The sequence below is a fragment of the Arthrobacter sp. MW3 TE3886 genome (assembly GCF_041262145.1).
GTDB lineage: Bacteria > Actinomycetota > Actinomycetes > Actinomycetales > Micrococcaceae > Arthrobacter.
This window is the reverse complement of the sequence record NZ_JBGCAN010000001.1, coordinates 4319164-4341761: the sequence shown is the minus strand read 5'-3', so window position 1 is coordinate 4341761 and position 22598 is coordinate 4319164. Positions and strand designations below refer to the sequence as shown.

The window sequence follows — 22598 nt, the reverse complement described above, 5'->3', positions numbered from 1 at the left end:
CAATGAACAGTCCACTCCTTAAAGACAGGGTCCTCCTTGTCAGCGGCGGCACCCAGGGCCTAGGTGCCGGGATTGCCCGCCGGGCGGCAGCCGAAGGCGCGGCCGGCGTCGCCGTGACCGGGCGCAACGCCGACTCGGGCGAAAAGCTGGCCGCCGAGCTGACGGAGTCCGGCGTCGATGCCCGCTTCATCAAAACCGACCTGGCCGACGTGGAACAGGCGAGGGCCTCGGTACTGGAAACCATCGCCGCGTTCGGGCGGATCGACTGCGCCGTAAATGCTGCCGGGCTGACCATCCGCGGAACCATGCTGGACACCACCCCGGAGCTCTTCGACGCGCACATCGCCGTCAACCTGAAGTCACCGTTCTTCATCATGGCCGAAACGATCAGGCACCTCCGGGAACGCGGTGCGCCGGGCAACATCGTGAACATCATCTCCATTGCCGAACTCGGCGGCCAACCCTACCTGGCGCCCTACGTCGCGGCGAAGGCCGGGCTGGCCGGGGCAACCCGGAACGCCGCACACGCCCACCGCTGGGACAAGATCCGCATCAACGGCCTGGACATCGGCTGGACCGCCACCGACGGCGAAGCCGAGACCCAAAAGAAGTTTCACGGCGCAGGAGACGACTGGCTGGAACAAGCCAACGCCTCGGTGCCGATGGGCAAGCTCGGACAAGTGGACGAGATCGCCGAATTTGTAGTCTTTCTCCTCTCCGACAGGAGCGGAGTCGTCACCGGCTCGGTCATTGACTGGGATCAAAACGTATACGGAGGATCAGATTGAGCACCATCACCAGCCGCCTTGCCGCCGCCCCCATTTCCTGGGGCGTGTGCGAAGTCCCCGGATGGGGCTACCAACTGGAGGCAGACCGCGTACTGTCCGAGATGACTGCCCTGGGCATCACCGCGACGGAATTCGGTCCTGCAGGCTTCCTGCCCGAACAGGCAACCGAACGCGCGGAAGTCCTCAAGCGGCACAACCTGCAGGCCATCGGAGGATTCTTCCCGGTCATCCTGCACGATGCCGCCAAGAACCCGCTGCAGGCGGTCTCAGCGGAACTGGACGCCTACCAGGCGGCGGGCGCGAGCATCATGGTCCTGGCCGCAGAAACCGGTGTCGCCGGCTATGACCAGCGCCACGAGCTCGATGCCGAGGGCTGGAACCGGTTTGGCCGGAACCTCGACGCCATCGTCAAGGCGGCGGCTGACAGGGGCATCCAGGCCGTCGTGCACCCCCACGTAGGCACCATGATCGAAACGACGTCAGACGTCAACCGCGTCCTGAACGACACCGCCGCGAACCTGTGCCTGGACACCGGGCATCTCCTGATCGGCGGCACGGATCCCGGACAGCTCGTCCGGGACTATGCCTCGCGCATCGGTCACACCCATCTGAAAGATGTGCGCAAGGCCGTCACCGAGCGGGTCCAGAACGGTGAAATCTCCTACACCGACGGGGTCAAGACCGGAATGTACGTCCCGTTGGGACAAGGCGACGTCGGGATCGCCGGCATCGTCCGGGACCTCCTCGCGGCCGGGTATGGCGGCTGGTTCACGATGGAACAGGACACCATCCTGGAATCCGAACCTGCCGACGACGGGCCGGTCCGGGATGTCCGGCAGTCCGTGGCATTCCTCCGGGAGCTGGAAGCCGGGCTGGCCACATGAGCGCAGTGCGCTGGGGCGTTCTCACCACCGCCCGCATCGCCCAGGACCGTTTCCTGCCGGCGATGAAGAAGACCCGTAATGCAGTCGCTTCGGCGATCAGCAGTCCGAACGGACGCGCGGCGGAGGTCGCCTCACGATTTGGGATCCCGACAGTGTACGAGTCGCACGAAGAGCTCCTCGCCGACCCGAACATCGAGGCCGTGTATCTACCCTTCCCCAATGGCCTGCACGCTGAATGGATCATCGCGGCGGCCGAGGCGGGAAAAGACATACTGTGCGAGAAACCGCTGGTCGGAAGCCTTGAAGACTACGCCCGCGTCGTGGACGCCTGTGATCGGAACGGCGTGAGCCTCATGGAGGCCTTCATGTACCGCTTCCATCCCCAGCACCAGAAAGTCCGTGAGTTCATCGACGCCGGCCGGATCGGCCAGGTCGTCTCAATGCATGCGCGGTTCCACTTTGTCATGGACCGCAGTCCGGGAGAGGTCCGCCTGCAGACGGGCCTTGAGGGCGGTGCCGTCAACGACGTCGGATGCTATGCCGTGGACATCATGAATATGGTCATGGGCCGGACTCCCGTCAGCGTCTACGCCAAAGGAACCAGCCCCACGGACCTTGTTGAGACCACAGTCGCAGCGATCCTGGATTACGACGGCGTCCTTGGCACCTTGGATTGCGGCTTCGAAGGACCCCGAACGAACACGTTCCAGGTCATCGGCACCAAGGGACACATCACGCTCGACAAGGCGTTCGACCCGGACCCCGGAGAGCCGGCACGGGTGACCGTTTCGCTCAGGGACGGCAGCACCGAGGCCTTCGATGTCTCCGAAGACCCATTCAAGGTCGAAATCGAAAGGTTCAGCGTCTGGACGCGTAGCTCGGTGCACGAGGTGGTCCATCGGGAACTCACCGAGCAGAACCTGGCCGTCCGGCTCGCCATCCATGAATCCCTCGCCGCAGGACTGCCACGGAACGTCGAACAGGTGCACCCCATGGAACACCACTTACTACAGGAGCAGTAATGACCGTCACTAGCATCAGCCACTTCATCAGCGGCGCCGAGGCAGCAGGCACCGGGACCGACACCAAGCCCGTCTACAACCCCGCCACCGGTGCCGTCACCGCGGAGTTGCGGCTGGCCAACCGGGCCGACCTGGACGCCACCGTCGCTGCCGCCCGTGCCGCGGCCGATTCCTGGGGCGACATTTCCCTGGCCAAGCGCACGGCCGTGCTGTTCAAGTTCCGCGAGCTCGTCGCCTCGCACGTGGAGGAACTTGCTCAGCTGATCACGGCCGAGCACGGCAAGGTCCTCTCCGACGCCAAGGGCGAGATCGGCCGCGGCCTCGAGGTGATCGAGTTCGCCTGCGGCATCCCGCAACTGCTCAAGGGCGACTACTCGGACCAGGTCTCCACCGGGATCGACGTGTTCTCCTTCCGCGAGCCCGTCGGCGTCGTCGCGGGCATCACCCCGTTCAACTTCCCGGTCATGGTGCCGCTGTGGATGGCGCCGATGGCGATCGCCACCGGCAACGCCTTCATCCTCAAGCCCTCCCACCGCGTGCCGTCCGCGGCGATGCTGCTGGCCAAGCTGTGGAAGCAGGCGGGGCTGCCTGACGGTGTGTTCCAGGTCCTGCACGGCGACCGTGAGGTTGTCTCGGGCCTGCTGACCCACCCGGACGTGGATGCGATCTCCTTCGTGGGCTCCACGCCGGTGGCCAAGCACATCCTTGAAGTGGCCACCGCCCACGGCAAGCGGGTCCAGGCCCTGGGCGGCGCGAAGAACCATGCCATCGTGATGCCCGACGCCGACCTCGACAACGCCGCCGACCATCTGGCCGCCGCCGCGTTCGGCTCCGCCGGCCAGCGCTGCATGGCGATCTCGGTCGCCGTCGCCGTCGGTGACGCCGCCGACCTGCTGGTCAAGAAAGTCCAGGAACGCGCCCTGGACGTCAAGGTCAAGAACGGCACGGAACCCGACGCCGACATGGGCCCGGTCATCAGCGGCGACTCCCGGGGATTCATCGTCAAGACCATTACCGAAGCGGAAGCCGCCGGCGCCGCGATGGTGGTGGACGGCCGCGACCTCGTGGTTCCCGGCCATGAGGACGGCTTCTGGGTCGGCCCCACGGTGATCGACCACGTGAAGACCGAAATGTCCGCGTACACCGAGGAAATCTTCGGACCTGTCCTGGTTGTGGTCCGGGTCGAGGACCTGGAGGAGGGCATCAAACTCATCAACGCCAACCCGTACGGCAACGGCACCGCCATCTTCACCTCTTCCGGCGCCAACGCCCGGAAGTTCCAGCGTTCCGTCGACGTCGGCATGATCGGCATCAACGTGCCGCTCCCCGTCCCGGTGGCCTATTACTCCTTCGGCGGCTGGAAGGCCTCGCTGTTCGGCGACAAGCACATCTACGGCCCGGAAGGCGTCTCGTTCTACACCCGCGGCAAGGTGGTCACCTCCCGGTGGCCCGAAGCCAGCCACGCCTCGGGGGCCTCGTACAACTTCCCCTCCAACTAGGGATGCCGCCCCCGTTGGCCGGTGCGACAAGGCCGCCAGCGGGAGACACCCACAGGACCGGCTGTGCTGACGTGGTCAGCGCAGCCGGTCCCTGCATTGTTGACCGCGAACATCAGCAAGACTGACGCGTCTCTGTCCGAGGTCAGGCCAGGCGAGCCACGCTGCGCCGGGTCGGCCGGCGCGTTGCTCCGTCGGAAAAGAGCTGCGGAGTTGCCTGTTGGATGCGTTGAACATCCTCAAAAACGCCTCGCAGGTGCAGGCGCAGTGAGCTGTCGGCGTCCGCCAGGTTGTTGGCTTCCAGGGCGTCCACTACGGCGGCGTGTTGCTGGATCAGCGTCGAAATGGGCCTCGTCTCCAGCAGGCTCAGGCGTCGTGCGCGATCGAGGTGCGCTTTGGCGGAGTTGACGGCGGCCCAAGCGGATTCGTGGCCTGCAAGCCGGAGAAGCTCTCGATGGAACTCCTCGTCCAGGCGGAAGAACTCCTCCACGTCACCGGCGGCTTCGGCCTCCGTTTGGCCTTGAAGGACCGTTCGAAGTCCCGCGATGCCCGCGTCATCGACCGCGAGGTCGCGCAGGGAGGCGCACTCGATGGCCTCGCGGACAAACTGCGCCTCTGAGACCCGCCCCAGGTCCACGAGCGAGACGAAGGAACCGATCTGCGGGTAGACCTGGACCAGCCCCTCTTCCCTGAGCAGGATCAAGCTTTCCCGCACCGGCGTGCGGCTGACCCCCAGTTCCTGCGCGAGCTCGTTCTCCGAGAGCGGTTCCCCCGGAGGCAGCTGCAGGGAAATGATGCGCCGCCGCAGCGTCTCCAGGGTCTGGTCACGCACGGACAGCCGCGGCGACTGTCCCTTGCTGTGTTTGTCGGATGCCATGCCCTCAGTCTATTCCCTTGACACACTAGAATGGTAGTGCTTGTATGGTAGTCGTTAGGGAGGTGCCGCCGGTCACATTGAGAGCACGCCGGCCCTCTGTTTGTTCAACTCTCCCTTCGTTTTTCATCGCCTGCAAAGGAGCATCAGATGAGTGCAGACATCGCATCGCCGTCATACGATCTGAGGAAGGTCCGCAAGACTGCGGGCGCTTCCTTCATCGGGACAATGGCTGAGTATTACGACTTCTTCATTTACGGCACAGCCTCGGCCCTGGTTTTCAACAAGATCTTCTTCCCGGACGTCGATCCGCTCCTCGGCACGCTTGCTGCGTTCGCCACGTACGCCGTAGGTTTCTTCGCCCGTCCGCTCGGCGGGATTGTGTGGGGACACATCGGGGATAGGATCGGCCGCAAGAAAGCCCTCATCTGGACGCTCCTGATCACCGGGCTGGGGACTTTTGCTATCGGACTCATGCCAACCTACGAAACCATCGGTCTGTGGGCTGCAGTTATCCTCGTCTTCGTCAGGCTTCTCCAAGGGTTTGGTGTCGGTGGTGAACAGGGCGGCGCTGTGCTCTTGACGGCGGAGGCCGCTCCGCCCAGCAGGCGCGGATTCTTCGCCAGCCTCGTCCAGATGGGTTCGCCGGCCGCTTACCTTGTGCCCTCCGCGCTCTTTGCGTTCCTGACGACGCAGCTCTCCGAGGAGCAGTTCCTCGCCTGGGGCTGGCGGATTCCCTTCCTCCTGAGCATCGTTGTCGTCGCCATCGGCCTTTGGATCCGGCTCCGTATTGATGAATCAGAAGTCTTCAAGGAAGTGAAAGAGAACGCGAAGTCCCAGCAGGCACCCGTCAAGGTTGTCTTTCGGGAAAGTCGCCGCGAGGTCTTCCTGGGCATAGGCTCCAAGTTCGTCGAGGCCGCTGTGTTCCCCTTCTACACGGTCTTCCTGGTCGCCTACTCCAAGAACCTTGGCAATGACTCCGCTTTCGTGTTGCAGGCCATCATCATCGCCATCCTCGTCGAGCTGGCCATGATCCCTGTCTGGGGCTGGCTGACGGACAAGGTGGGACGCAAGAAAGTCTTCCTTGGCACCGCGATCCTCAACCTTGTCCTCATCTGGCCGGCGTTCGCTGCCATCGCCAGCGGAGACACCTTTCCCATCGTTGCCATGCTGGTTGCGGGTCTTGCGCTGGGGCATGCCGGAACATACGCTCCGCAGGCCTCCTTCTACCCCGAACTCTTCCCCGTCCGGGGCCGGTACTCCGGTGTTTCGATCGTGTGGCAGTTCGGTGCGATGATCGCGAGCGGGGGCCGTTCACCGTGGTTGCCACGGCGCTGCTCGTCGCCGGAGGAGGATCCATTACGGGAGTCGCAATCTACGTCTCGGCCATGATTTTGGTGAGCGTTGTGTGCTTGGCGCTCCTACCAGAAACGGCACCTGGACAGCGTGGTGGCAAGGAATACGCGGTATGGCATGCCCATGACAGCGTTGCCACCGGCGCCGATATGAACCACGCCCCCAGCTCCCTGAAGTAAAAGGACCAACCAGTGAAGATCACCGACGCACGAGTAGTGGTTTCGTCGCCAGGACGGAATTACGTCACGCTCGTTATTGAAACCGAAGACGGCGTTACCGGCGTCGGCGACGCCACACTGAACGGCCGCGAACTGGCCGTGGCGTCCTACCTGTCGGAGCACCTGTGCCCGCTGCTGATCGGCCGCGACGCCCGCCGCATCGAGGACGCCTGGCAGTACTTCTACAAGGGCGCCTACTGGCGCCGCGGGCCCGTGACCATGACCGCGATCGCCGCGATCGACGTCGCGCTCTGGGACATCAAGGGCAAGGTGGCCGGCATGCCGGTCTACGAACTCCTGGGTGGGGCGGCCCGCGAGGGCGTCATGGTCTACGGGCACGCCAGCGGCTCCACGCTGGAGGACCTCAGCGCCGACTTCCAGCATCACCTGGACCTCGGTTACAAGGCCATCCGGGCGCAGGCTGCCGTGCCGGGGCTGGAAAAGACCTACGGGATCGCGCCCGTGGACGGCAAGACCTACGAACCGGCCAGCGGCAACGTCCCGCAGGAGGACATGTGGGAGACCACCTCCTACCTGGACTTCGCGCCCAAGATGATGGCGCATGTGCGCGAGCAGTTCGGCTACGGAGTGCACGTCCTGCACGACGTGCACCACCGGCTGACACCGATCGAGGCCGGCTGCCTGGGTGCCTCACTGGAGCAATACCGTCCGTTTTGGATCGAGGACCCGACACCGGCCGAGGACCAGTCTGCCTTCCGCCTAATCCGCCAGCACACCACCACGCCCATCGCCGTGGGCGAGGTGTTCAACTCGATCTGGGACTGCCAGCAGCTGATCACCGAACGCCTGATCGACTACATCCGCACATCCGTTTCGCACGCCGGCGGCATCACGCACCTGCGCCGCATCTTCTCGCTCGCGGACCTCTACGGGGTCCGGTCCGGCTCGCACGGCGCCGGGGATCTCTCCCCGGTCTCCTTCGCCGCGGCCCTGCATGTGGACATGAGCATTCCGAACTTCGGCGTCCAGGAGTACATGGGCCACCGGGATCCGGCCGGTGAGGTCTTCAAGACGTCCTACACCTTCACGGACGGCTACATGCACCCCGGCGACGCCCCCGGCATCGGCGTCGAGTTCAACGAGGAGGCGGCTGCGGCCTTCCCGTTCGATCCGAAGTACCTGCCCATCAACCGCCGGCTCGACGGGTCGGTGCACGACTGGTGAGCGGCTCAACATACGAATCGAACGCTTCCACGCAGGAGAACCGGCCCTACCGGCCCTTCGATGTAGTCGTGATGGGTGAGATCCTCGTGGAGGTGGCCACCGACGTCGCATTCGGTCACGGCGTGCCGGCACAGCTGGGCATCTCCGGCGACGCGCTGAACGTCGCAGCTGCCGCCGCCGCGGCCGGAGCCCGCACAGGGCTGCTGGCAGTGCTGACCGACGACGACCTCGGCCAGGCGATCGCCGCCAGAATCCGCGAACTCGGCATTTCGGACGAGCTGCTGAAGTTCAGGACCGGCCAGCAGGGCGTTTACCTGGTGCACTCCGACCCGGAAGGCCAGCGTGAGTTCTCCTACGCCCGCCAGGGCAGCGTGGGCTCCACGTTGTCCCCGGAGGACGTCAACCCCGCGGTCTTTTCCGCGGCAAGGGCGGTGATCGCCGGCGGGATCGCCTGCGCGATCTCGGCCACGTCGCGGGCCGCCGTCCTCAAGGCATCCGCGGTGTCCCGCCGCTTCGTCTTCGACCCCAACTTCCGGCCCCGGCTCACCTCGGTGGAGGAAGCGACCGCCCTGCTCGCCGAGCTGGCGCCGCGGACCTTCCTGGTCACCCCCTCCTTCCCGGGCGAAACATCCGCCTTGCTGGACTGCGCCACGCCAAGGGAGGCGGCGGCGAAGCTCCGCAGCCTGGGCGCCGCGAACGTGGCCGTGACCTGCGGCGCGGAGGGGATCCAGCTGGACGGCAAACTGCTGGCCGGTGACCACGAATTCTTCTGGGTTGATGCGATTCCGGCGCCGTCGGTCGTGGACCAGACTGGTGCCGGCGATGCCTTCGTGGGCACGCTGACCGCCCGGCTGGTGCTGGGTGACAGCCTGGCTGCGGCCGCCCGCTACGGGGCCGCGGCCGCGTCGCTGGTGGTTGGCGGCAAGGGCGGGACCGGCTTGATCCCCACCTTTGACCAGACAAGCGCTCACGCCCTGCGGGCCACCGAAGGAGAGCTGTCATCACACGCCTAAGCTCTGCGTCGCTGGCTGCCGGTGGAAGCCAGCAGGTCCTCTTACAGCGGGACAAACTGCAGCCCGGGATCGTCCATCTGGGCCTGGGCGCCTTCGCCCGCGCCCACACGGCCGTGTTCACCGAAAACGCGATGCTGGCCTCCGGCGATTTCGGGTGGGGGATCACCGGAGTTACCCAGCGCTCCGACACTGTGGCACGCCAACTGACGCCGCAGGACGGCCTCTTCACCGTGACCGAGCGGGGGGACGGTGCCGCGCCGCTGCGCGTGGTGTCCAGCATCGTGGAGGCCATCTCCGGGCGGGATGACCCCGGAACCGTGGTGGACCGGATCGCCGACCCTGCGACGTCGGTTGTCACGCTCACCATCACGGAGAAGGGCTACCGGATCGATCCCCGTACGGGAACCCTCAACACCGGAGACGACCAGGTCCGCGCCGACCTCGCCGGACAGCCTCCGCAGACGGCCATCGGGCAGATCGCCCGCGGGCTCCAGCAGCGCGCCCGCACCGACGCCGGACCCCTCACCGTGGTCTCCTGCGACAACCTGCCCGGCAACGGGGAGCTCACCCGGACCCTCGTCCATGCCTTCGCCGCCGCACTCCCGGCAGAAGAGGCAGAGCCGCTGCTGTCCTGGCTGGAAGCGAATGTCACATTCCCCAACACCATGGTGGACCGGATGGTGCCGGCCACCACGGCCGCTGACCTGGACGCCGTCGAACGCGAACTGGGCCTCCGGGACGAGGCCGCCGTGGTGGCCGAACCCTTCCTGCAGTGGGTGATCGAGGACAACTTCGCTTCGCGCCGCCCGCGCTGGGAGGACGCCGGCGCGCTTTTCAGCTCCGACGTTGCCGCCTGGGAAGACGCCAAGCTGCGCCTGCTCAACGCCAGCCATTCCATGCTGGCCTACCTGGGGCTGGCAACAGGAAAGACCACCATCAGCGACGCCGTGGGGGAGCAGGCCTTCCGCACCGCCTGCAGCCGCATGATGGCTGAGGACGCCCTGCCCACGATCACGCTTCCAGCCGGACTGGACGGCGCAGCGTACTGCGCGCAAGTACTCGCCCGCTTCGCGAATCCCGCGCTGGGCCACACCACAGCCAAGGTGGGAAGCGACGGTTCCCAAAAGATCGGACTGAGGCTGTTAACCACGGTCCGCGGCAGCCTGAACGCCGGGCGCGAGCCCCGCTGGGCCGCCCTGGCCGTAGCTGCCTGGATGCACCACGTGGCCTCCGCCGCGACCCCGGATCTCAATGATCCGCTCGCACCTGAGCTGCATGCGTTACTGCCGGCGAATCGCACAGCGGCCACCGTGGTCCCCGCGCTGCTTGGCTGCCGCAGCATCTTCGACGCCGGACTCGCGACACACCAGGGGTTCGCCGACCTCCTCATCCACTGGTACCGCATTATCGACACCCACGGGCTGGACGGCCTGGGAAATGAGATCAACCATGGCTGATGCCACCAGCATCCTGCACGTTTCACCCGTCATCCCGGTTGTGACCATCGATGACCCTCGACACGCCGTTCCCATTGCCCGGGCGCTGGCAGACGGTGGTGTCCGCATCATCGAACTCACGCTGCGGACGGAGAGCGCCCTCACGTCGCTCAAACGTATTGCAGACGAGGTGCCTGACATCCTGGTGGGGGCCGGTACCGTCCTAACCCCGGCGCAGGCCGACGCCGCCATCGACGCCGGAGCCCAGTTCCTGGTCAGCCCGGGCATCACCACAACCCTGCTGGACCACCTCTTGACCACGGGCGTGCCGTTCTTGCCCGGCGTTGCCACGATAGGTGAAGTGATGGGCGTCCTGGAGCGCGGCTTGACGGCCATGAAGTTCTTCCCTGCCGGACCCGCCGGTGGCCCCGGCTACCTCGCCGCCGTCGGGGCGCCCATCCCGCAGGTGCAGTTCTGCCCGACAGGCGGCATCAGCCTCGACTCAGCACCCGGATACCTCGCGTTGCCGAACGTCTCCTGCGTCGGCGGCAGCTGGCTCACTCCAAAGACGGCCGTGGAAAACAAAGACTGGGAGCAGATCACCAAGCTGGCACGGGAAGCCTCCGGACTCAGGCGGGACTAGGCGGACCAGCCGAGCTGGACCGGCCACGGATGCACCTGGTGAGACCCAGGCGAACGAACCCAGCAATCAACCACTTCTGAGCCGTGGCTTGACCCGTCCAACTGAAACGATCCCGCTGGCCGGTGCGACCGGCCCGCCAGCAGAAGACACGCATATGGACCGGCTCTGCTGACCACGTCAGCAGAGCCGGTCCGCGAAAGCAGATCGAAAGCGACTGAACTCAGTTAGCAGGCGTCACGTGGCCTGACGCAGGGGCCGGCAGAGCCCGGCGTTCATCGCCGGATACCGAGGGTGGCGATGAGATCTTCGTGCAGCTCGAACCAGATGCGGTGGAAGGAGTCGCGGTCTGTGGCGGTAAGCCACGCCGGCTCCGTGGCTGCGTTTCTTACTGCCTGCTCGAGGCGTTCCGCGTATCCGCTGAACCGCGGCAACACGGCGGTCAGGCGGACTTCCAGATCGCTCAAGGACGCCGACGCCTCGGTGAAGGTTTGACGTGTTGGCTCGTCGATCCCATCGTTGGGCTGACTCCCGTCGGCGAGCCAGCGGAGCTGAAGTTTGCTGCAGGCGGCCACGACTCCTGCGTTCAGGGGTGCAAACTTCGCGTGCACGGCGGTGACCGCTGCCAGGCCGCCCGCGCTCTCCAGCTCCTCCGCCAGGAGCCGTTCGTTTTCAATCCGGCCGGCCACTGTCAGGGACCAGCCCCGGGTTCCGCCGAATGCGGAGCGCGACGCCCACCCGTTCGCGCCGGCGTCAATAAGGAGCCGTTCGGCGTCGTGCGGATCCTGGCCAAACCGGGCGGCAACCGACTCTGTGTCAGCGAAGCCGAGCAGCCTCAGTGCGTGGAGGGTGAGCAGCATGGATGGCTGCTGCTGCGGGCCCATCATGGACCTGCCACGGCACTTGCCGGTTTCGCGTGGACGGTTCCGTGGGTTCCGTCGACCACGAGCGTCGTTCCGTCCGTGATGCGGGTCAGGGCGCCGGTTACCCCCAGAACGGCGGGGATGCCCTGTTCGCGGGCCACGATGGCGGCGTGCGAGAGCATCCCGCCCGTTTCCGTGATGACGGCGGCTGCGATCCCGAACAGTGGCGTCCAGGCGGGGTCAGTGGTGCGGCAGACCAGGACGTCGCCGGGCGCCACCGCGGAGAATTCGTCGACGCTGTGAACGGTCCGGGCGGTCCCGCAGGCGGTGCCCGGGCTGGCGCCAATGCCGGTGAGAAACGCGCCGGCGGGATCCCTGCCTTCTGCTCCGGCACTGGCCTCAGGGGTGAGTTCCACGTCAGCCCACCGCGCCGGTCCCGGGCCTGCCGGACAGCCGATCCAGTCGCTGCTGCGCGGCCTGCGCTGAGCGGAGGCCCAGGCTCTGGGCAATCTGGGGCCAGGTCAGCCCCTCGGCCCGTGCCAGGAACAGGAGTGCCGTTTCCAGTCCATCCATCTCTGCCCGCGCGGCGGACACAAGGGTGAGGCAGGCCCGGACGTCCAGACCATCCACCGGCTCTCCGCGGTCGATCCCGTTGGCCCGCCACAGGACGTGCTGGATGAGGTCACCCGCGGAAGGGGGCTGCAGCTCACCCAGCCAGGGCCGGGGCGGGAGTTCGGAGGCGCCCCGGTCCAGCAACATCCGCGTGGCCTGGCTTTGGCGCTCAGCCTCCGCAGCGTCGCCGCCCGGACCGGCCCCGTCGGTCTCGTCCATTCCAGACTCCCTTTCCCGCAGGCTCGGCCCCCGTCGATTCCACCAGCTTCTGGCATCAACATCCTGTTGTCAACAAACTGTTGATGATTCGGGATGGCGAGAGGCAGGGCGCGCCGGGCGGGCCTATCTGGATCGAGGCCGGTGGGGACGGGCCCTGTAGCCGGGTTCCTGAAGAAGCCGATCAAGCCGGTCAGGCGAGGACGGCGAGACCCGCCAGGGTGCCGCCCTCGCCTTCGGCCAGCAGTCCGACGGCGGTGCAGGAGTTCGCGGGAAAGACGAGGTCGGTGATGGTGGCCAGGCCGTCCTGCGCGAAGACCTCCACCGAGCAGCGGTCCAGGAACACCCGGAGCCTGAGCCGGCCGTCCTCCAAGGCCACGGAAACGCGCTCCACCGACGGGAACGATTCGTGGAACCCCACATTCCCGGATTCGGTCCGGTCCAGGCTGAGCTCGGCCGTACGGCAGTCGTAGGCCAGGACAGTGCGCGCACCGGCTCCGGCGAGGTCGGCGGATTCCCCGCCCGGTTCGCCGCCGGCCCGGAGCACCAGACCTACCCTGCCGGCGGCGCCGGGCTCGAATTCCGCATCGATTCGCAGCACGTCACCCCAGGCCTCGGCCGGAAGCCAGGTCACCCCGTCCGCCAACGGCTGCCGGTCCAGGGCGAACAACTCGGCACCCTGGCTGTGGAACGGGTCCACCGCTTCCTGCACCAGCACCGGGCGCCCGCCGCGGGAGACCAGCCTGACCTCGCGGACGAGGGACATCGCGCTGCGCCAGCCGTCCGAAGGTGTTGAGGCGGCGTACTGCCAGTTGTTCATCCAGCCGATCATGAGCCGCCGTCCGTCCGGGGCGTTGCTGAAGGACACGGCCGCGTAGTAGTCCCGGCCCCAGTCGAGCCAGCCGTAGTCGGCCATCCGGGTGTCGTCGGCCTGCACGCCGTCGGTGACGGTGGTTTCGGAACGGAACGTCACGCCGTCGAACGTTCCGATGAAGTACTGGCCGCCCGAGCCGCCCGCGATGCCGCCGGGGCTCAGGTTGACCACCAGGACCCACCGGGTGTTGGAGGCGTCGCCGTCTACCGGCAGTTCGAACAGATCCGGGCATTCCCACACCCCTCCCGTGGCGTTTGCCGGGCCGAAGGTGCTCAGGTACTCCCAGGTCAGCAGGTCCGCCGACTTGTAGAGGACCACCTCGTGGTGGACCGCCTCGACGGCGACCATCACCCAGTAGCTGCCGGCGGCGCCGTCGTACCAAAAGACCTTGGGGTCGCGGAAGTCCGCGGAGGCCCGGTCCAGTACCGGGTTCCCGGCGTACTTGGTCCAGGTGGCGCCGTCATCCGTGCTGTAGGCGAGGGACTGTGCCTGCCGTCCGGAGAGCGGCGAGGCGGGCGAGTACGCGCTGGTGTAGATGGCCACCAGCGGAGGCACGCCGCCGATGCCAAAGCCGCTGGTGTTATGGACATCGAGCACTGCGGAGCCGGAGAAGATGGCCTCCTGCTCATCGCACGCGATGGCCACGGGTTGTTCGCCCCAGTGCTGCAGGTCCGTGGAGGTGGCGTGGCCCCAGGACATGTTGCCCCACTCCTCGCCGTGCGGGTTGTGCTGGTAGAAGAGGTGGTAGGTGCCGTTGGAGTAGACCAACCCGTTGGGGTCGTTGAGCCAGTTGCGCTCGGCCGAGTAGTGCCACTTTGGCCGGTACTGGCAGTCGAGTTCTGTGAGTGTTTTCATGAGGGTTCTTGGCAGGCTTTCGCGTGAGGAGGCTGGTCAGCCCTTGACGCCGCTGGAGGCGATGCTGTTGATGAAGGATCGCTGGAACGCGATGAACAGGACCACCACGGGAATGGTGATGAGGGACGCGTAAGCCATCACCTCGCCCCAGGAGACGTTGAGCTGGAAGAAGTACTGGATGCCGATCATTACCGGCCGGAGCTCCTCGGACTGGACCACCATGAGCGGCCAGAGGTAGGAGTTCCAGGCGGGCAGGAAGGTCAGGATGGCCACGGTGGCGGTGGCCGGTCCCGCGAGCGGCATGACCACCTTGCGGTAGATGGTGAACCAGCCGGCGCCGTCGATCCTGGCGGCCTCGTCCAGTTCCTTCGGGATGGACTCGAAGTACTGGTGGAACAGGTAGATGGAGAACGCGTTGGCGATGAAGGGGATGATCTGGACCTGGTAGGTGTCCAGCCAGCCCTTCGAGATCTCGAGGCTGAAGCCGTTGAGCTCAAAGTACGGCAGCTGGTTGACCCACCACACCAGCGGCAGCGCCAGTGTCTGGAAGGGCACGATCAGGGTGGCGAGGATCGCGGTGAACACCACGCGCTTGCCGCGGACCTCCATGCGGGACAGGGCAAACGCGCAGAGGCTGTTGATGAAGATGCCGAGCACCACGGTGACCGCGGAAATGCCGATGGAGTTGATCAGGAAGCGGGCGGCCGGGACCCGGTCGAACACGGCCGCGTAGTTGTCCAGTGAAATGTTGCCGATCGGCAGGAACGCCGCCACGGAGGACATGTCGCCGAAGATTTGCTGGTCCGGTTTGAGCGAGGACACCATCATGAACACGATGGGGAAGGCGGCGACGGCGGCGAACAGGAGGCGGACCGCCGTGGTCGCGGCGCTGCCGAAGCCCTTGGAAATGAGTGTCTGTTTCACGTCAGTCCTTCTCTCGGGTCAGGTAGCGCTGCACCGCGGAGATCAGCAGCACGAGCACGAAGAACACGAGCGAGATGGCCGAGGCGTAGGAGGTCTCCTGCTGCTTGAAGCCGGAGCTCACCGCCTCGTAGATGATGGTGGTGGTGGAATCGAGGGGCCCGCCCTGGGTCATGACGCTGACCTGGTCGAAGAGCCCGAGCGCCTGGATGGTGATGGTCACCAGGACCAGGGTGCGGGTGTGGGTGAGGCCGGGCCAGGTCACGTAGCGGAACTGGTGCCAGCGGCTGGCCCCGTCGAGCTGGGCGGCCTCGTACAGCTCCCCGGAGATGCTCTGCAAGCCTGCGAGCCAGATGATCATGTGGAATCCTGCGGCCTGCCAGATGGACAGCGCGATGATGGCCGGCATGGCGGTGGCGGGATCGTTGAGCCAGTCCGGGCCGTTGATCAGGCCGAAGCTGGCCGCCGAGAGCAACTCATTGATCAGGCCGTCCTTGCGGTACATGAACAGCCACAGCAGGGACACCACCACCATGGACGTCACCACGGGAAGGAAGTAGATGGTGCGGAAGAAGTTCACGCCGCGGAACTTTTTGTTGATCAGGAGGGCCATCGCCAGGGCGAGTCCGGACTGGACGGGCACCACCACGACGGCGAAGTAGCTGACGTTCAGCAGCGAGCGCCAGAACACCGGATCCGCGAAGAGCCGCGCGAAGTTGTCCGTGCCGACAAACTCCACGGGCCGCGGGGAAACAAGCCGGGCGTTGGTAAACGCCAGGCCGAAGCCCAGGATCGCCGGGAGGAAGACGAAGGCGAGCAGGAGGACCGCGGCCGGGGCGATCATGCCCCACCCGCTGATCTGTTCGCGCAGGTGGCGCGGCCGGCGGCGCGGTTTGCTGGGCGGTGCGGCCGGGGCCGGCTCCGCCAGGCGGCGGCCGGGGGAGGGGAGTTGGGTGGTTGTCATGGTTTTCTCCGTCGACAGTCAGGGCCGGAGGTACGACGACGGCGGCGGTTGCGCCCGCCGTCGTCGTACCGTTTGGCAGCCGGCTAGTTCTTGTAGCCGCCGTTGGACTTGATATTGGCGTCGATGGCCTTGACCGACTTGTCCAGCGCCGTCTTGGGGTCGGCGCCGGCGAGGATGTCCTGAACCGCCTTGCCGTATTCGGTGGCGATGAAGGGATAGGCCGGGGTTTCGGGACGCATCACCGCGTGGTTGCGGGAAAGTTCCATGAAGATCCGGTTTGAGCCGCCCTTGGCGTATTCGGGGAGGAGCGCGGCGGCCTCGTCGGTGGCCGGGATGGTGCCCGTTGCCTTCGCCACCGCGGCCAGGTTTTCCGGCTTCAGTGAGTAGGAGAGGTAGTCCATGGCTGCCGCGGAGTTGTTGCAGCCGCTGGTCACGCCCCACTGCCAGGAGGCGCCGCCGATCTTGGGGCCGGTCCCGAGGTCCACGGACGGCATGACCACGAGGTCCTTGCCCACCGCCGCGCGTGCCTTGTCCGCGGCCCAGGAGCCGGTGTAGAGGAGGCCGCTCTTGTTGTTGAGGAAGTCCTGGGTGGAGTCCTTGCCGCTCTTCTTGGCCATGAAACCCTGGTCGGCCAGGCCGCGGAACCACTGGGCCCACTCGATGGCCTTGTCGCCATTGAGGACGCCGTCTGCCGACTGGAACCCGTCGCGGTTGATCAGGTCCCCACCGAAGGACTGCAGGAACGGGGAGTAGGCGTAGGGCAGCCATTCGCCGGTTCCGGCGGTACCCATATCCAGCGGGTATTCCCACTTGCCCAGGGCCTTGAGTTTGGTCAGCGCGTCCTGGAACTCGTCCTTGGTCCACGGCTTCTCCACCGTGGCGACCCGGACACCGGCTGCCTTGAGGTCGGAGGCGCGGGCGAGCATCGCCAGTGCCACGTCATAGGTGCCCACGGCGTAGGTCTCGCCCTCCCACTTGGCCACCGTGCTCGGCAGGTTCTTGGACACATCGGCGTCGAGTTTCAGGGGTGTCAGGTACTTCGCCCAGGCCCAGTTGGGAACATTGGGGCCATCGATGTCAACAATGCAGGGGAGCTTCCCGGCGGCCGCGGCGGAGACCACGGAGTCGTTGTAGGAGTCCTGCGGGAACGCCTGGACCTTGATCTTTGCCTTGGCGCCGGCGCTCTTGTTATAGGAGTCGACGATGTTTTCAACCGCCTTGAGTTCTTCGGCGTTGCCCGCGTTGTGGGTCCACATGGTGATCTCGTTGGAGCCGGCGGACGGGGCCGAGGCGCTGCCCTTGCCGCAGGCGCCCAGGGAGCCGACAAGTGCCGCCGCAGCTACACTGGTGGCGAGGATCCGGGTGAATCGCTTGTTCATGATGGTCAATCTTTCTGCTGAATTTGGGCGTGGGAGATTGCCCCGGGTCCTTCGGGACGCGGCCGGTGCAACGGCTGCGTCCCTTCTTATTGCGGTCCCCGGGCGGTGGAGCTGTGGAGCGGTGGAACGGTGTGGTGATGCCGGCTTGGTGCCGGCAATTGGCTAACGTGGCGGCGGGCCGAGGGACCCCCGCTCAATCAGGGGGCAGTCCAGTTGCGTCTGGACTGCGGGTTCGCCGGGATTTTCGATATCGTCCAGGATTCGGTGGACCGCCCAACTGCCCATTTCGTAGTGCGGAAGGGCGACGGTGGTGAGCCCCGGCCACAGGGCGTCCGCGATGATTTCGAGATTGTCGATCCCCACAATGGACACGTCCTCCGGGATGCGCAGCCCCAATGCGGTGGCCGCCTGGTAGGCGCCCATGGCAACCCTGTCGCTGAAGCAGAACAGTGCTGTGGGGCGGTCGGCCTGACCGAGCAGCCCCAGCGCTGCCTCGCGGCCTCCCGTGGTTTCGGGCTGGGCGATCACGAGGTGGCGGGGGTCGTGCTGCAGGCCGTGCCGCCGGAGAGCGTTGAGGAAGCCCTCCCTGCGGCCGTGCGTGGCGGGGATGTCGTCCATGTTGTTGATCATCCCGATCCGGGTGTGGCCCGCCTGGATGATTGCTTCAACGGCCGTTTCGGCGGCGCCCACCTCGTCGGGGATAACCGAGGAAATGGATTTGTCGTCAGTGACGGAGTCCAGCAGCACGGTGGGAAGGCCCTCCAGTTCCGCGGGGACCTGCACGCTTTGGTGGTACATCCTGGCGTAGACCACCCCGTCTACCTGGTGCTGGCGCAGCATGTTGATTTCACGGTTTTCCAGCTCGCTGTCCAGGCCGGAATTGACCACCATCACCACGTAGCCGCGGTCGTAGGCGGCGTCCTGCGCGCCGCGGATCATGGCCCCGGCAAAGGGGGTGGTGGTGATTTCGTCACTGACCAGGCCAAGGATCTGGGAGCGCTGGTTGCGCAGTCCACTGGCCATCTTGTTCGGGGCATACCCAAGATCCCTGGCCACGTCCCGGACGAGTTGCTGCGTCGCCGCCTTCACCCGGAAGCTCGTGGCGTCGTTGAGGGCATGCGACACCGTGGTGACGGAGACTCCCGCGGCCTTGGCCACGTCGCGTATTCCCACTCTTGTCGTCATTGACTTCCCTTTGCAAAACGTTTTGTATCTGGTGTGAGACACGTTACACAAAACGTTTTGCAGTTGTCAACGGGACGTCCAGCTTTACGGCGCTGCCGGTCCCAGGACGAGGCACTTCACTGCACGACACGGGCTCTGTCAACCAGAAGGGGCCCTAGTTTCGTAGACTCGATGGGTTCGACATTGTCTCCGCTCCAGGGACAAGCCGCCACAGGAAGAGCCATCGATGAAGATTATCGTCCTAGTAAAGGAGGTCCCCGACACGTACGGGGACCGAAAACTGAACCTTGAAACGGGCCTCGCCGATCGAGGAGCCAGCGAGGCAGTCATTGATGAGATCGGTGAGCGGGCCCTGGAGCTGGCACTGACCTACGCCGACGCGAACGAGGGCACTGAGGTCGCAATCCTTTCCCTCGCCCCCGAGAGTGCAACGGCAACGATACGCAAGGGGCTTGCGATGGGCGCGGGAAGCGCCACCCATGTCTGTGACGAGGCGCTACGGGGTGCGGACCTGGGACTTACCGCTGAAACCCTCGCCGCAGCGATCCGCCGCAGTGGGTTTGACCTGGTGATTACCGGCAACGTCTCCACCGATGGATCCGGCGGAATGATTCCCGCGATGCTTGCCGAATTGCTTGACGTGCCGCATGCCACCGGCCTCAGCTCCGTCGAGATCAGCGACGGCGCGGTGTCGGGTTCCAGGGCCGTTGACACCGGCGTGCAGAAGGTTTCAGCGAACCTGCCCGCGGTGATTTCCATTACCGAGGCACTTCCGGAGGCGCGCTTCCCGAACTTCAAGGGCATTATGGCTGCGAAGAAGAAGCCCCTTGAGGTCCTGACCCTCGCGGACCTCGGGATCACGGCCGACAACCCGGAGGCGGCGCGTTCGATCATGCTGACCGTTGCGGAGAGGCCCCCGCGCGCGGCGGGCGTGAAGATCATCGACGAGGGTGATGCCGGCGAAAAGCTCGCTGAGTTCCTGATCGAAAACCGACTGGCCTAAGGATCAACGACATGACTGAATTCCCTCGTGACGCAATCCTCGTCGTCGTCGAAACCCGGGCATCCGGTGAACTCGAGCAGGCCGCGGCCGGGCTCTTCGGTGCCGCCGCTGCCGTTGGCACCCCGGTTGCATTGGTACTTGCCTCACCCGGCGCCGGGAGCGCCGCCGCCGCGGAGGCCGCGGCCCTTGGTGCCGCGCGCGCCCTCATCGCGGAGACTCCGGATCCTTCCGCGCTCGGAGTGCCGGGCGTTGACGCGCTTGCCGCCGCCGTGGAGCAGGTGCAGCCGGACGCGATCCTGATTTCGCATTCCCTGAACGGGCGCGACCTCGCCGGCCGTTACGCTGCCCGTTCGCGTGCCGCGATTTCTGCCGATGCGGTCGGTGTGTCCCGTGATGACGAGGGCGTCGTGGCACACCATTCCGTCTACGGCGGCGCCTACAACGTGACGTCATCGTCCACGTTTGGGGCGCCGGTGATTACGGTCCGCCAGGGTTCCATCGAGGCGCGGGCCGAGGCTCAGCCGCAAGCGTCGCAGACCTTGGCCGTGACGAGCTCCGCGAAACCGGCCGCGCGGATCGACTCCTTCGAGGAGTCAACTGCCGCCACCTCGCGGCCGGAGCTGCGTGGTGCCGCGAAGGTTGTGGCCGGTGGCCGTGGCCTCGGCTCGGAAGAACAGTTCGCACTCGTTGGACAGCTCGCCGACACCCTCGGTGCCGCCGTTGGCGCGTCGCGCGCCGCGGTGGATGCCGGCTACGTCCCCACAGCGCATCAGGTCGGCCAGACCGGGGTTTCCGTGTCACCGCAGCTGTATGTCGCGCTGGGCATTTCCGGCGCGATTCAGCACCGGGCCGGCATGCAGACGGCAAAGATGATCGTCGCCATCAACAAGGACGGCGACGCGCCGATCTTCGAGGTCGCGGACTACGGTGTGGTCGGCGACGTCTTCAAGGTTGTTCCCCAGCTCATTAGCGCACTTGAGGCCCGGAAGAAGTAACGATGGCAACTCTGTCTCGGTCCATTCGGCGGGGCCTGCCGCGCGTCGAAGGTGGTGAACCCTGGCCTCCCGCAGGCCAGGCGCCCGCCCGCATTGTCACGGCAGACGCGGCAGACGCGGCAGACGCGGCAGAATCGGCGGAATCGGCCGATCTGTCGGCGTCTGTTCCCGGGGCAGCGCCGGCCGCCCCCGGGCCAGTGGCCGCCGCGCCGTCCGCCCCCGCTGCTGTCCATGAAACGGTACAGGCGGCGGCAGTGTCCGCGCCGGTCCCTGCAGTGAACCCAGGCGCTGCGGAGGCGCGGCAGCTTCGCCGCGGCCTGCCGCGAGTGCCGGGCGGCGAACCTTGGCCGCCAGTAGGCGAGGCTCCGGTATCAGTGTCGGCTCTGTCCGGCGCTCCGGCCGCAGGCGCCACGGCGGCATCTGCCGTAGATGCAGCCGCAGATGCTGCCGTAGCTGCTCCTGAGGAGGCAGCGGTGCCGGCAGCGGCGGTGACTTCAGCTGCTCCGGCAGTCGCGCCCGCCACACGGACGACGGGAACCACCTCGCTGCGTCGCGGGCTTCCCCGTGTCCCCGGCGGCGAACCCTGGCCGCCGGCTGGACTTGCTCCGGCGGTCGCTGCCGCCCCCGCGGTGCAGGCACATCCCGAACGCGTCACCGACGCCGCCCCTGCCCCGGCCCCCAGCGTGGTGAAGGCCGACGTCGGCGCGGAGCCCTCGGCGTCGAGCTCACCCGCGGCCGCCGCCCCTTCACCGGTGGCGCAGCCCGCTGCCCCGGCACCCGCGGCACAGCCAGTCGTCCCGGCGCAGCCCGCCGCCGTCGAAAAGCCCGTGAAGCCAAAGGCTGAGGCAAGGCTCTACGGCTCACGTACTCTGGGCCAGTGGATCAAGCTCGTCGTGCTCTTCGCCGTCGGCGGAGTGGCCGCCGCAGCCATTCTTGTACTCGCCGCACGCGGCGTGACGACGTTGCCGGGAGTACCCGAGTTCCTCGAGAGATACCCCGGCGCGTATGACCTGCCCGATACGGTGGAGCCCGGCTTCCCGTGGTGGGCGCAGTGGGCGCACTTCCTGAACTTCTTCCTGATGGTGCTCATCATTCGCTCCGGCTATCAGGTGCGCACGCAGCAGAAGCCGCCAGCGTTCTGGACGCCGAAGCGCGGTGGCAAGAAGATCAGCATCAACCTGTGGCTGCACCAGTCGCTGGACATTTTGTGGCTGGCCAACGGCCTCATCTTTGTGGTGCTGCTGTTTGCCTCGGGCCGCTGGATGCGGATCGTGCCGAGCAGCTGGGAGGCGTTCCCGAACGCGCTCTCCGCGCTCCTGCAGTACATGACACTCGACTGGCCCGTTGAGACCGGTTGGGTGAACTACAACAGCCTGCAGCAGATCATGTACTTCGTGGTGGTGTTCATCGCGGCCCCGGTCGCGGCGATCACGGGTGTGCGCATGAGCGAGTTCTGGCCGAAGGACGCGAAAACGCTGAACAAGGTCTACCCGGTGGAGGTTGCGCGCGCGGTGCACTTCCCGACCATGCTGTTTTTCGTGCTGTTCATCCTCATCCACGTGTTCCTCGTGTTCGCGACCGGTGCGCTCCGCAACCTGAACCACATGTTCGGCGGCACCGACGTGGTGAACTGGGTCGGGTTCTGGCTCTTCGCGGCCGCAATCGCCATCACGGCGGCCGGATGGTACGCCGCCCGGCCGCTGGTGCTCGCGCCCATCGCAAAACTGTTCGGCCAGGTGAGCAGCCGCTGATATGACTTGAGTTAGTCCTTCCCAAACACCTCCGGAGATGTCAGGACGGGATGTATCAGATTCCCTTG

At 66.2% G+C, this 22598-nt stretch carries 21 protein-coding genes; 12 read left to right on the top strand and 9 right to left on the bottom strand.

Features of this window, described 5'->3' with window-relative positions; translation table 11 throughout:
- Positions 1-2 precede the first annotated feature (2 nt).
- The 4 genes from ABH915_RS19840 to ABH915_RS19825 are packed head-to-tail and all read left to right on the top strand — an operon-like array spanning position 3 to position 4193.
- The gene (locus tag ABH915_RS19840) at positions 3-788 is read left to right on the top strand and encodes an SDR family oxidoreductase (RefSeq protein ID WP_370124573.1); all 786 of its coding nucleotides are present in this window, start codon (positions 3-5) and stop codon (positions 786-788) included.
- Entirely contained in the window at positions 785-1672 is an 888-nt protein-coding gene (locus ABH915_RS19835; protein ID WP_370124571.1) for a sugar phosphate isomerase/epimerase family protein, read from the top strand. The genes ABH915_RS19840 and ABH915_RS19835 overlap by 4 nt, the downstream gene beginning before the upstream one ends.
- Positions 1669-2694 (top strand): Gfo/Idh/MocA family protein, encoded by a 1026-nt coding sequence (locus tag ABH915_RS19830; RefSeq protein ID WP_370124569.1) that lies wholly within the window; start codon positions 1669-1671, stop codon positions 2692-2694. Before ABH915_RS19835 ends, ABH915_RS19830 begins: the two co-directional genes overlap by 4 nt.
- Complete coding sequence (locus tag ABH915_RS19825) at positions 2694-4193, top strand: CoA-acylating methylmalonate-semialdehyde dehydrogenase (RefSeq protein ID WP_370124567.1); 1500 nt, start codon at positions 2694-2696, stop codon at positions 4191-4193. The genes ABH915_RS19830 and ABH915_RS19825 overlap by 1 nt, the downstream gene beginning before the upstream one ends.
- 142 nt (positions 4194-4335) lie before the next feature.
- On the opposite strand, the gene ABH915_RS19820 is transcribed toward ABH915_RS19825, so the two are convergent.
- Positions 4336-5067: a GntR family transcriptional regulator gene (locus tag ABH915_RS19820; protein ID WP_370124565.1), complete on the bottom strand. Its 732-nt coding sequence runs from the start codon at positions 5065-5067 to the stop codon at positions 4336-4338.
- A 147-nt stretch (positions 5068-5214) separates the two neighbouring features.
- On the opposite strand from ABH915_RS19820, the gene ABH915_RS19815 reads away from it, so the two are divergent.
- From ABH915_RS19815 to eda, 5 genes are all read left to right on the top strand, one after another.
- Positions 5215-6456: an MFS transporter gene (locus ABH915_RS19815; protein ID WP_370124563.1), complete on the top strand. Its 1242-nt coding sequence runs from the start codon at positions 5215-5217 to the stop codon at positions 6454-6456.
- 155 nt (positions 6457-6611) lie between these two features.
- Complete coding sequence (manD, locus tag ABH915_RS19810) at positions 6612-7823, top strand: D-mannonate dehydratase ManD (protein ID WP_370124561.1); 1212 nt, start codon at positions 6612-6614, stop codon at positions 7821-7823.
- 71 nt (positions 7824-7894) lie between these two features.
- Positions 7895-8836 (top strand): PfkB family carbohydrate kinase, encoded by a 942-nt coding sequence (locus ABH915_RS19805; protein WP_370125049.1) that lies wholly within the window; start codon positions 7895-7897, stop codon positions 8834-8836.
- Positions 8824-10293, top strand: a complete 1470-nt coding sequence (locus tag ABH915_RS19800; RefSeq protein ID WP_370125048.1) for a mannitol dehydrogenase family protein — start codon at positions 8824-8826, stop codon at positions 10291-10293. Before ABH915_RS19805 ends, ABH915_RS19800 begins: the two co-directional genes overlap by 13 nt.
- Positions 10286-10915, top strand: a complete 630-nt coding sequence (gene eda, locus ABH915_RS19795) for a bifunctional 4-hydroxy-2-oxoglutarate aldolase/2-dehydro-3-deoxy-phosphogluconate aldolase (RefSeq protein ID WP_370124559.1) — start codon at positions 10286-10288, stop codon at positions 10913-10915. Before ABH915_RS19800 ends, eda begins: the two co-directional genes overlap by 8 nt.
- 272 nt (positions 10916-11187) lie before the next feature.
- On the opposite strand, the gene ABH915_RS19790 is transcribed toward eda, so the two are convergent.
- From ABH915_RS19790 to ABH915_RS19755, 8 genes are all read right to left on the bottom strand, one after another.
- Positions 11188-11772: a hypothetical protein gene (locus tag ABH915_RS19790; RefSeq protein ID WP_370124557.1), complete on the bottom strand. Its 585-nt coding sequence runs from the start codon at positions 11770-11772 to the stop codon at positions 11188-11190.
- Positions 11773-11795: 23 nt separating this feature from the next.
- Positions 11796-12191, bottom strand: a complete 396-nt coding sequence (locus tag ABH915_RS19785; RefSeq protein WP_370124555.1) for a PEP-utilizing enzyme — start codon at positions 12189-12191, stop codon at positions 11796-11798.
- A gap of 1 nt (position 12192) precedes the next feature.
- Positions 12193-12606 carry a hypothetical protein gene (locus ABH915_RS19780; RefSeq protein ID WP_370124553.1) on the bottom strand — a complete coding sequence of 138 codons (414 nt, stop codon included), beginning with the start codon at positions 12604-12606 and terminating at the stop codon, positions 12193-12195.
- Positions 12607-12796: 190 nt separating this feature from the next.
- On the bottom strand, positions 12797-14332 hold the full coding sequence (locus ABH915_RS19775) for a glycoside hydrolase family 32 protein (RefSeq protein WP_370124551.1): 1536 nt from the start codon (positions 14330-14332) through the stop codon (positions 12797-12799).
- Between the two features lie 36 nt (positions 14333-14368).
- Positions 14369-15256: a carbohydrate ABC transporter permease gene (locus tag ABH915_RS19770; protein ID WP_370124549.1), complete on the bottom strand. Its 888-nt coding sequence runs from the start codon at positions 15254-15256 to the stop codon at positions 14369-14371.
- A gap of 1 nt (position 15257) precedes the next feature.
- Positions 15258-16217, bottom strand: coding sequence for a carbohydrate ABC transporter permease (locus ABH915_RS19765; protein ID WP_370124547.1), 960 nt, complete (start codon positions 16215-16217; stop codon positions 15258-15260).
- Between the two features lie 83 nt (positions 16218-16300).
- Complete coding sequence (locus ABH915_RS19760; protein WP_370124545.1) at positions 16301-17596, bottom strand: extracellular solute-binding protein; 1296 nt, start codon at positions 17594-17596, stop codon at positions 16301-16303.
- A 162-nt stretch (positions 17597-17758) separates the two neighbouring features.
- Positions 17759-18781, bottom strand: a complete 1023-nt coding sequence (locus ABH915_RS19755; protein ID WP_370124543.1) for a LacI family DNA-binding transcriptional regulator — start codon at positions 18779-18781, stop codon at positions 17759-17761.
- Positions 18782-19007: 226 nt separating this feature from the next.
- Here ABH915_RS19755 and ABH915_RS19750 point away from each other — a divergent pair, with 226 nt between their 5' ends.
- The 3 genes from ABH915_RS19750 (at position 19008) to ABH915_RS19740 (ending at position 22530) form a co-directional block, all read left to right on the top strand.
- Complete coding sequence (locus ABH915_RS19750) at positions 19008-19784, top strand: electron transfer flavoprotein subunit beta (RefSeq protein WP_370124541.1); 777 nt, start codon at positions 19008-19010, stop codon at positions 19782-19784.
- A gap of 11 nt (positions 19785-19795) precedes the next feature.
- A complete protein-coding gene (locus ABH915_RS19745) occupies positions 19796-20779 on the top strand; it encodes an electron transfer flavoprotein subunit alpha/FixB family protein (RefSeq protein ID WP_370124539.1) in 984 nt (327 codons plus the stop codon).
- A gap of 488 nt (positions 20780-21267) precedes the next feature.
- Entirely contained in the window at positions 21268-22530 is a 1263-nt protein-coding gene (locus ABH915_RS19740; protein ID WP_370124537.1) for a cytochrome b/b6 domain-containing protein, read from the top strand.
- Positions 22531-22598 lie beyond the last annotated feature (68 nt).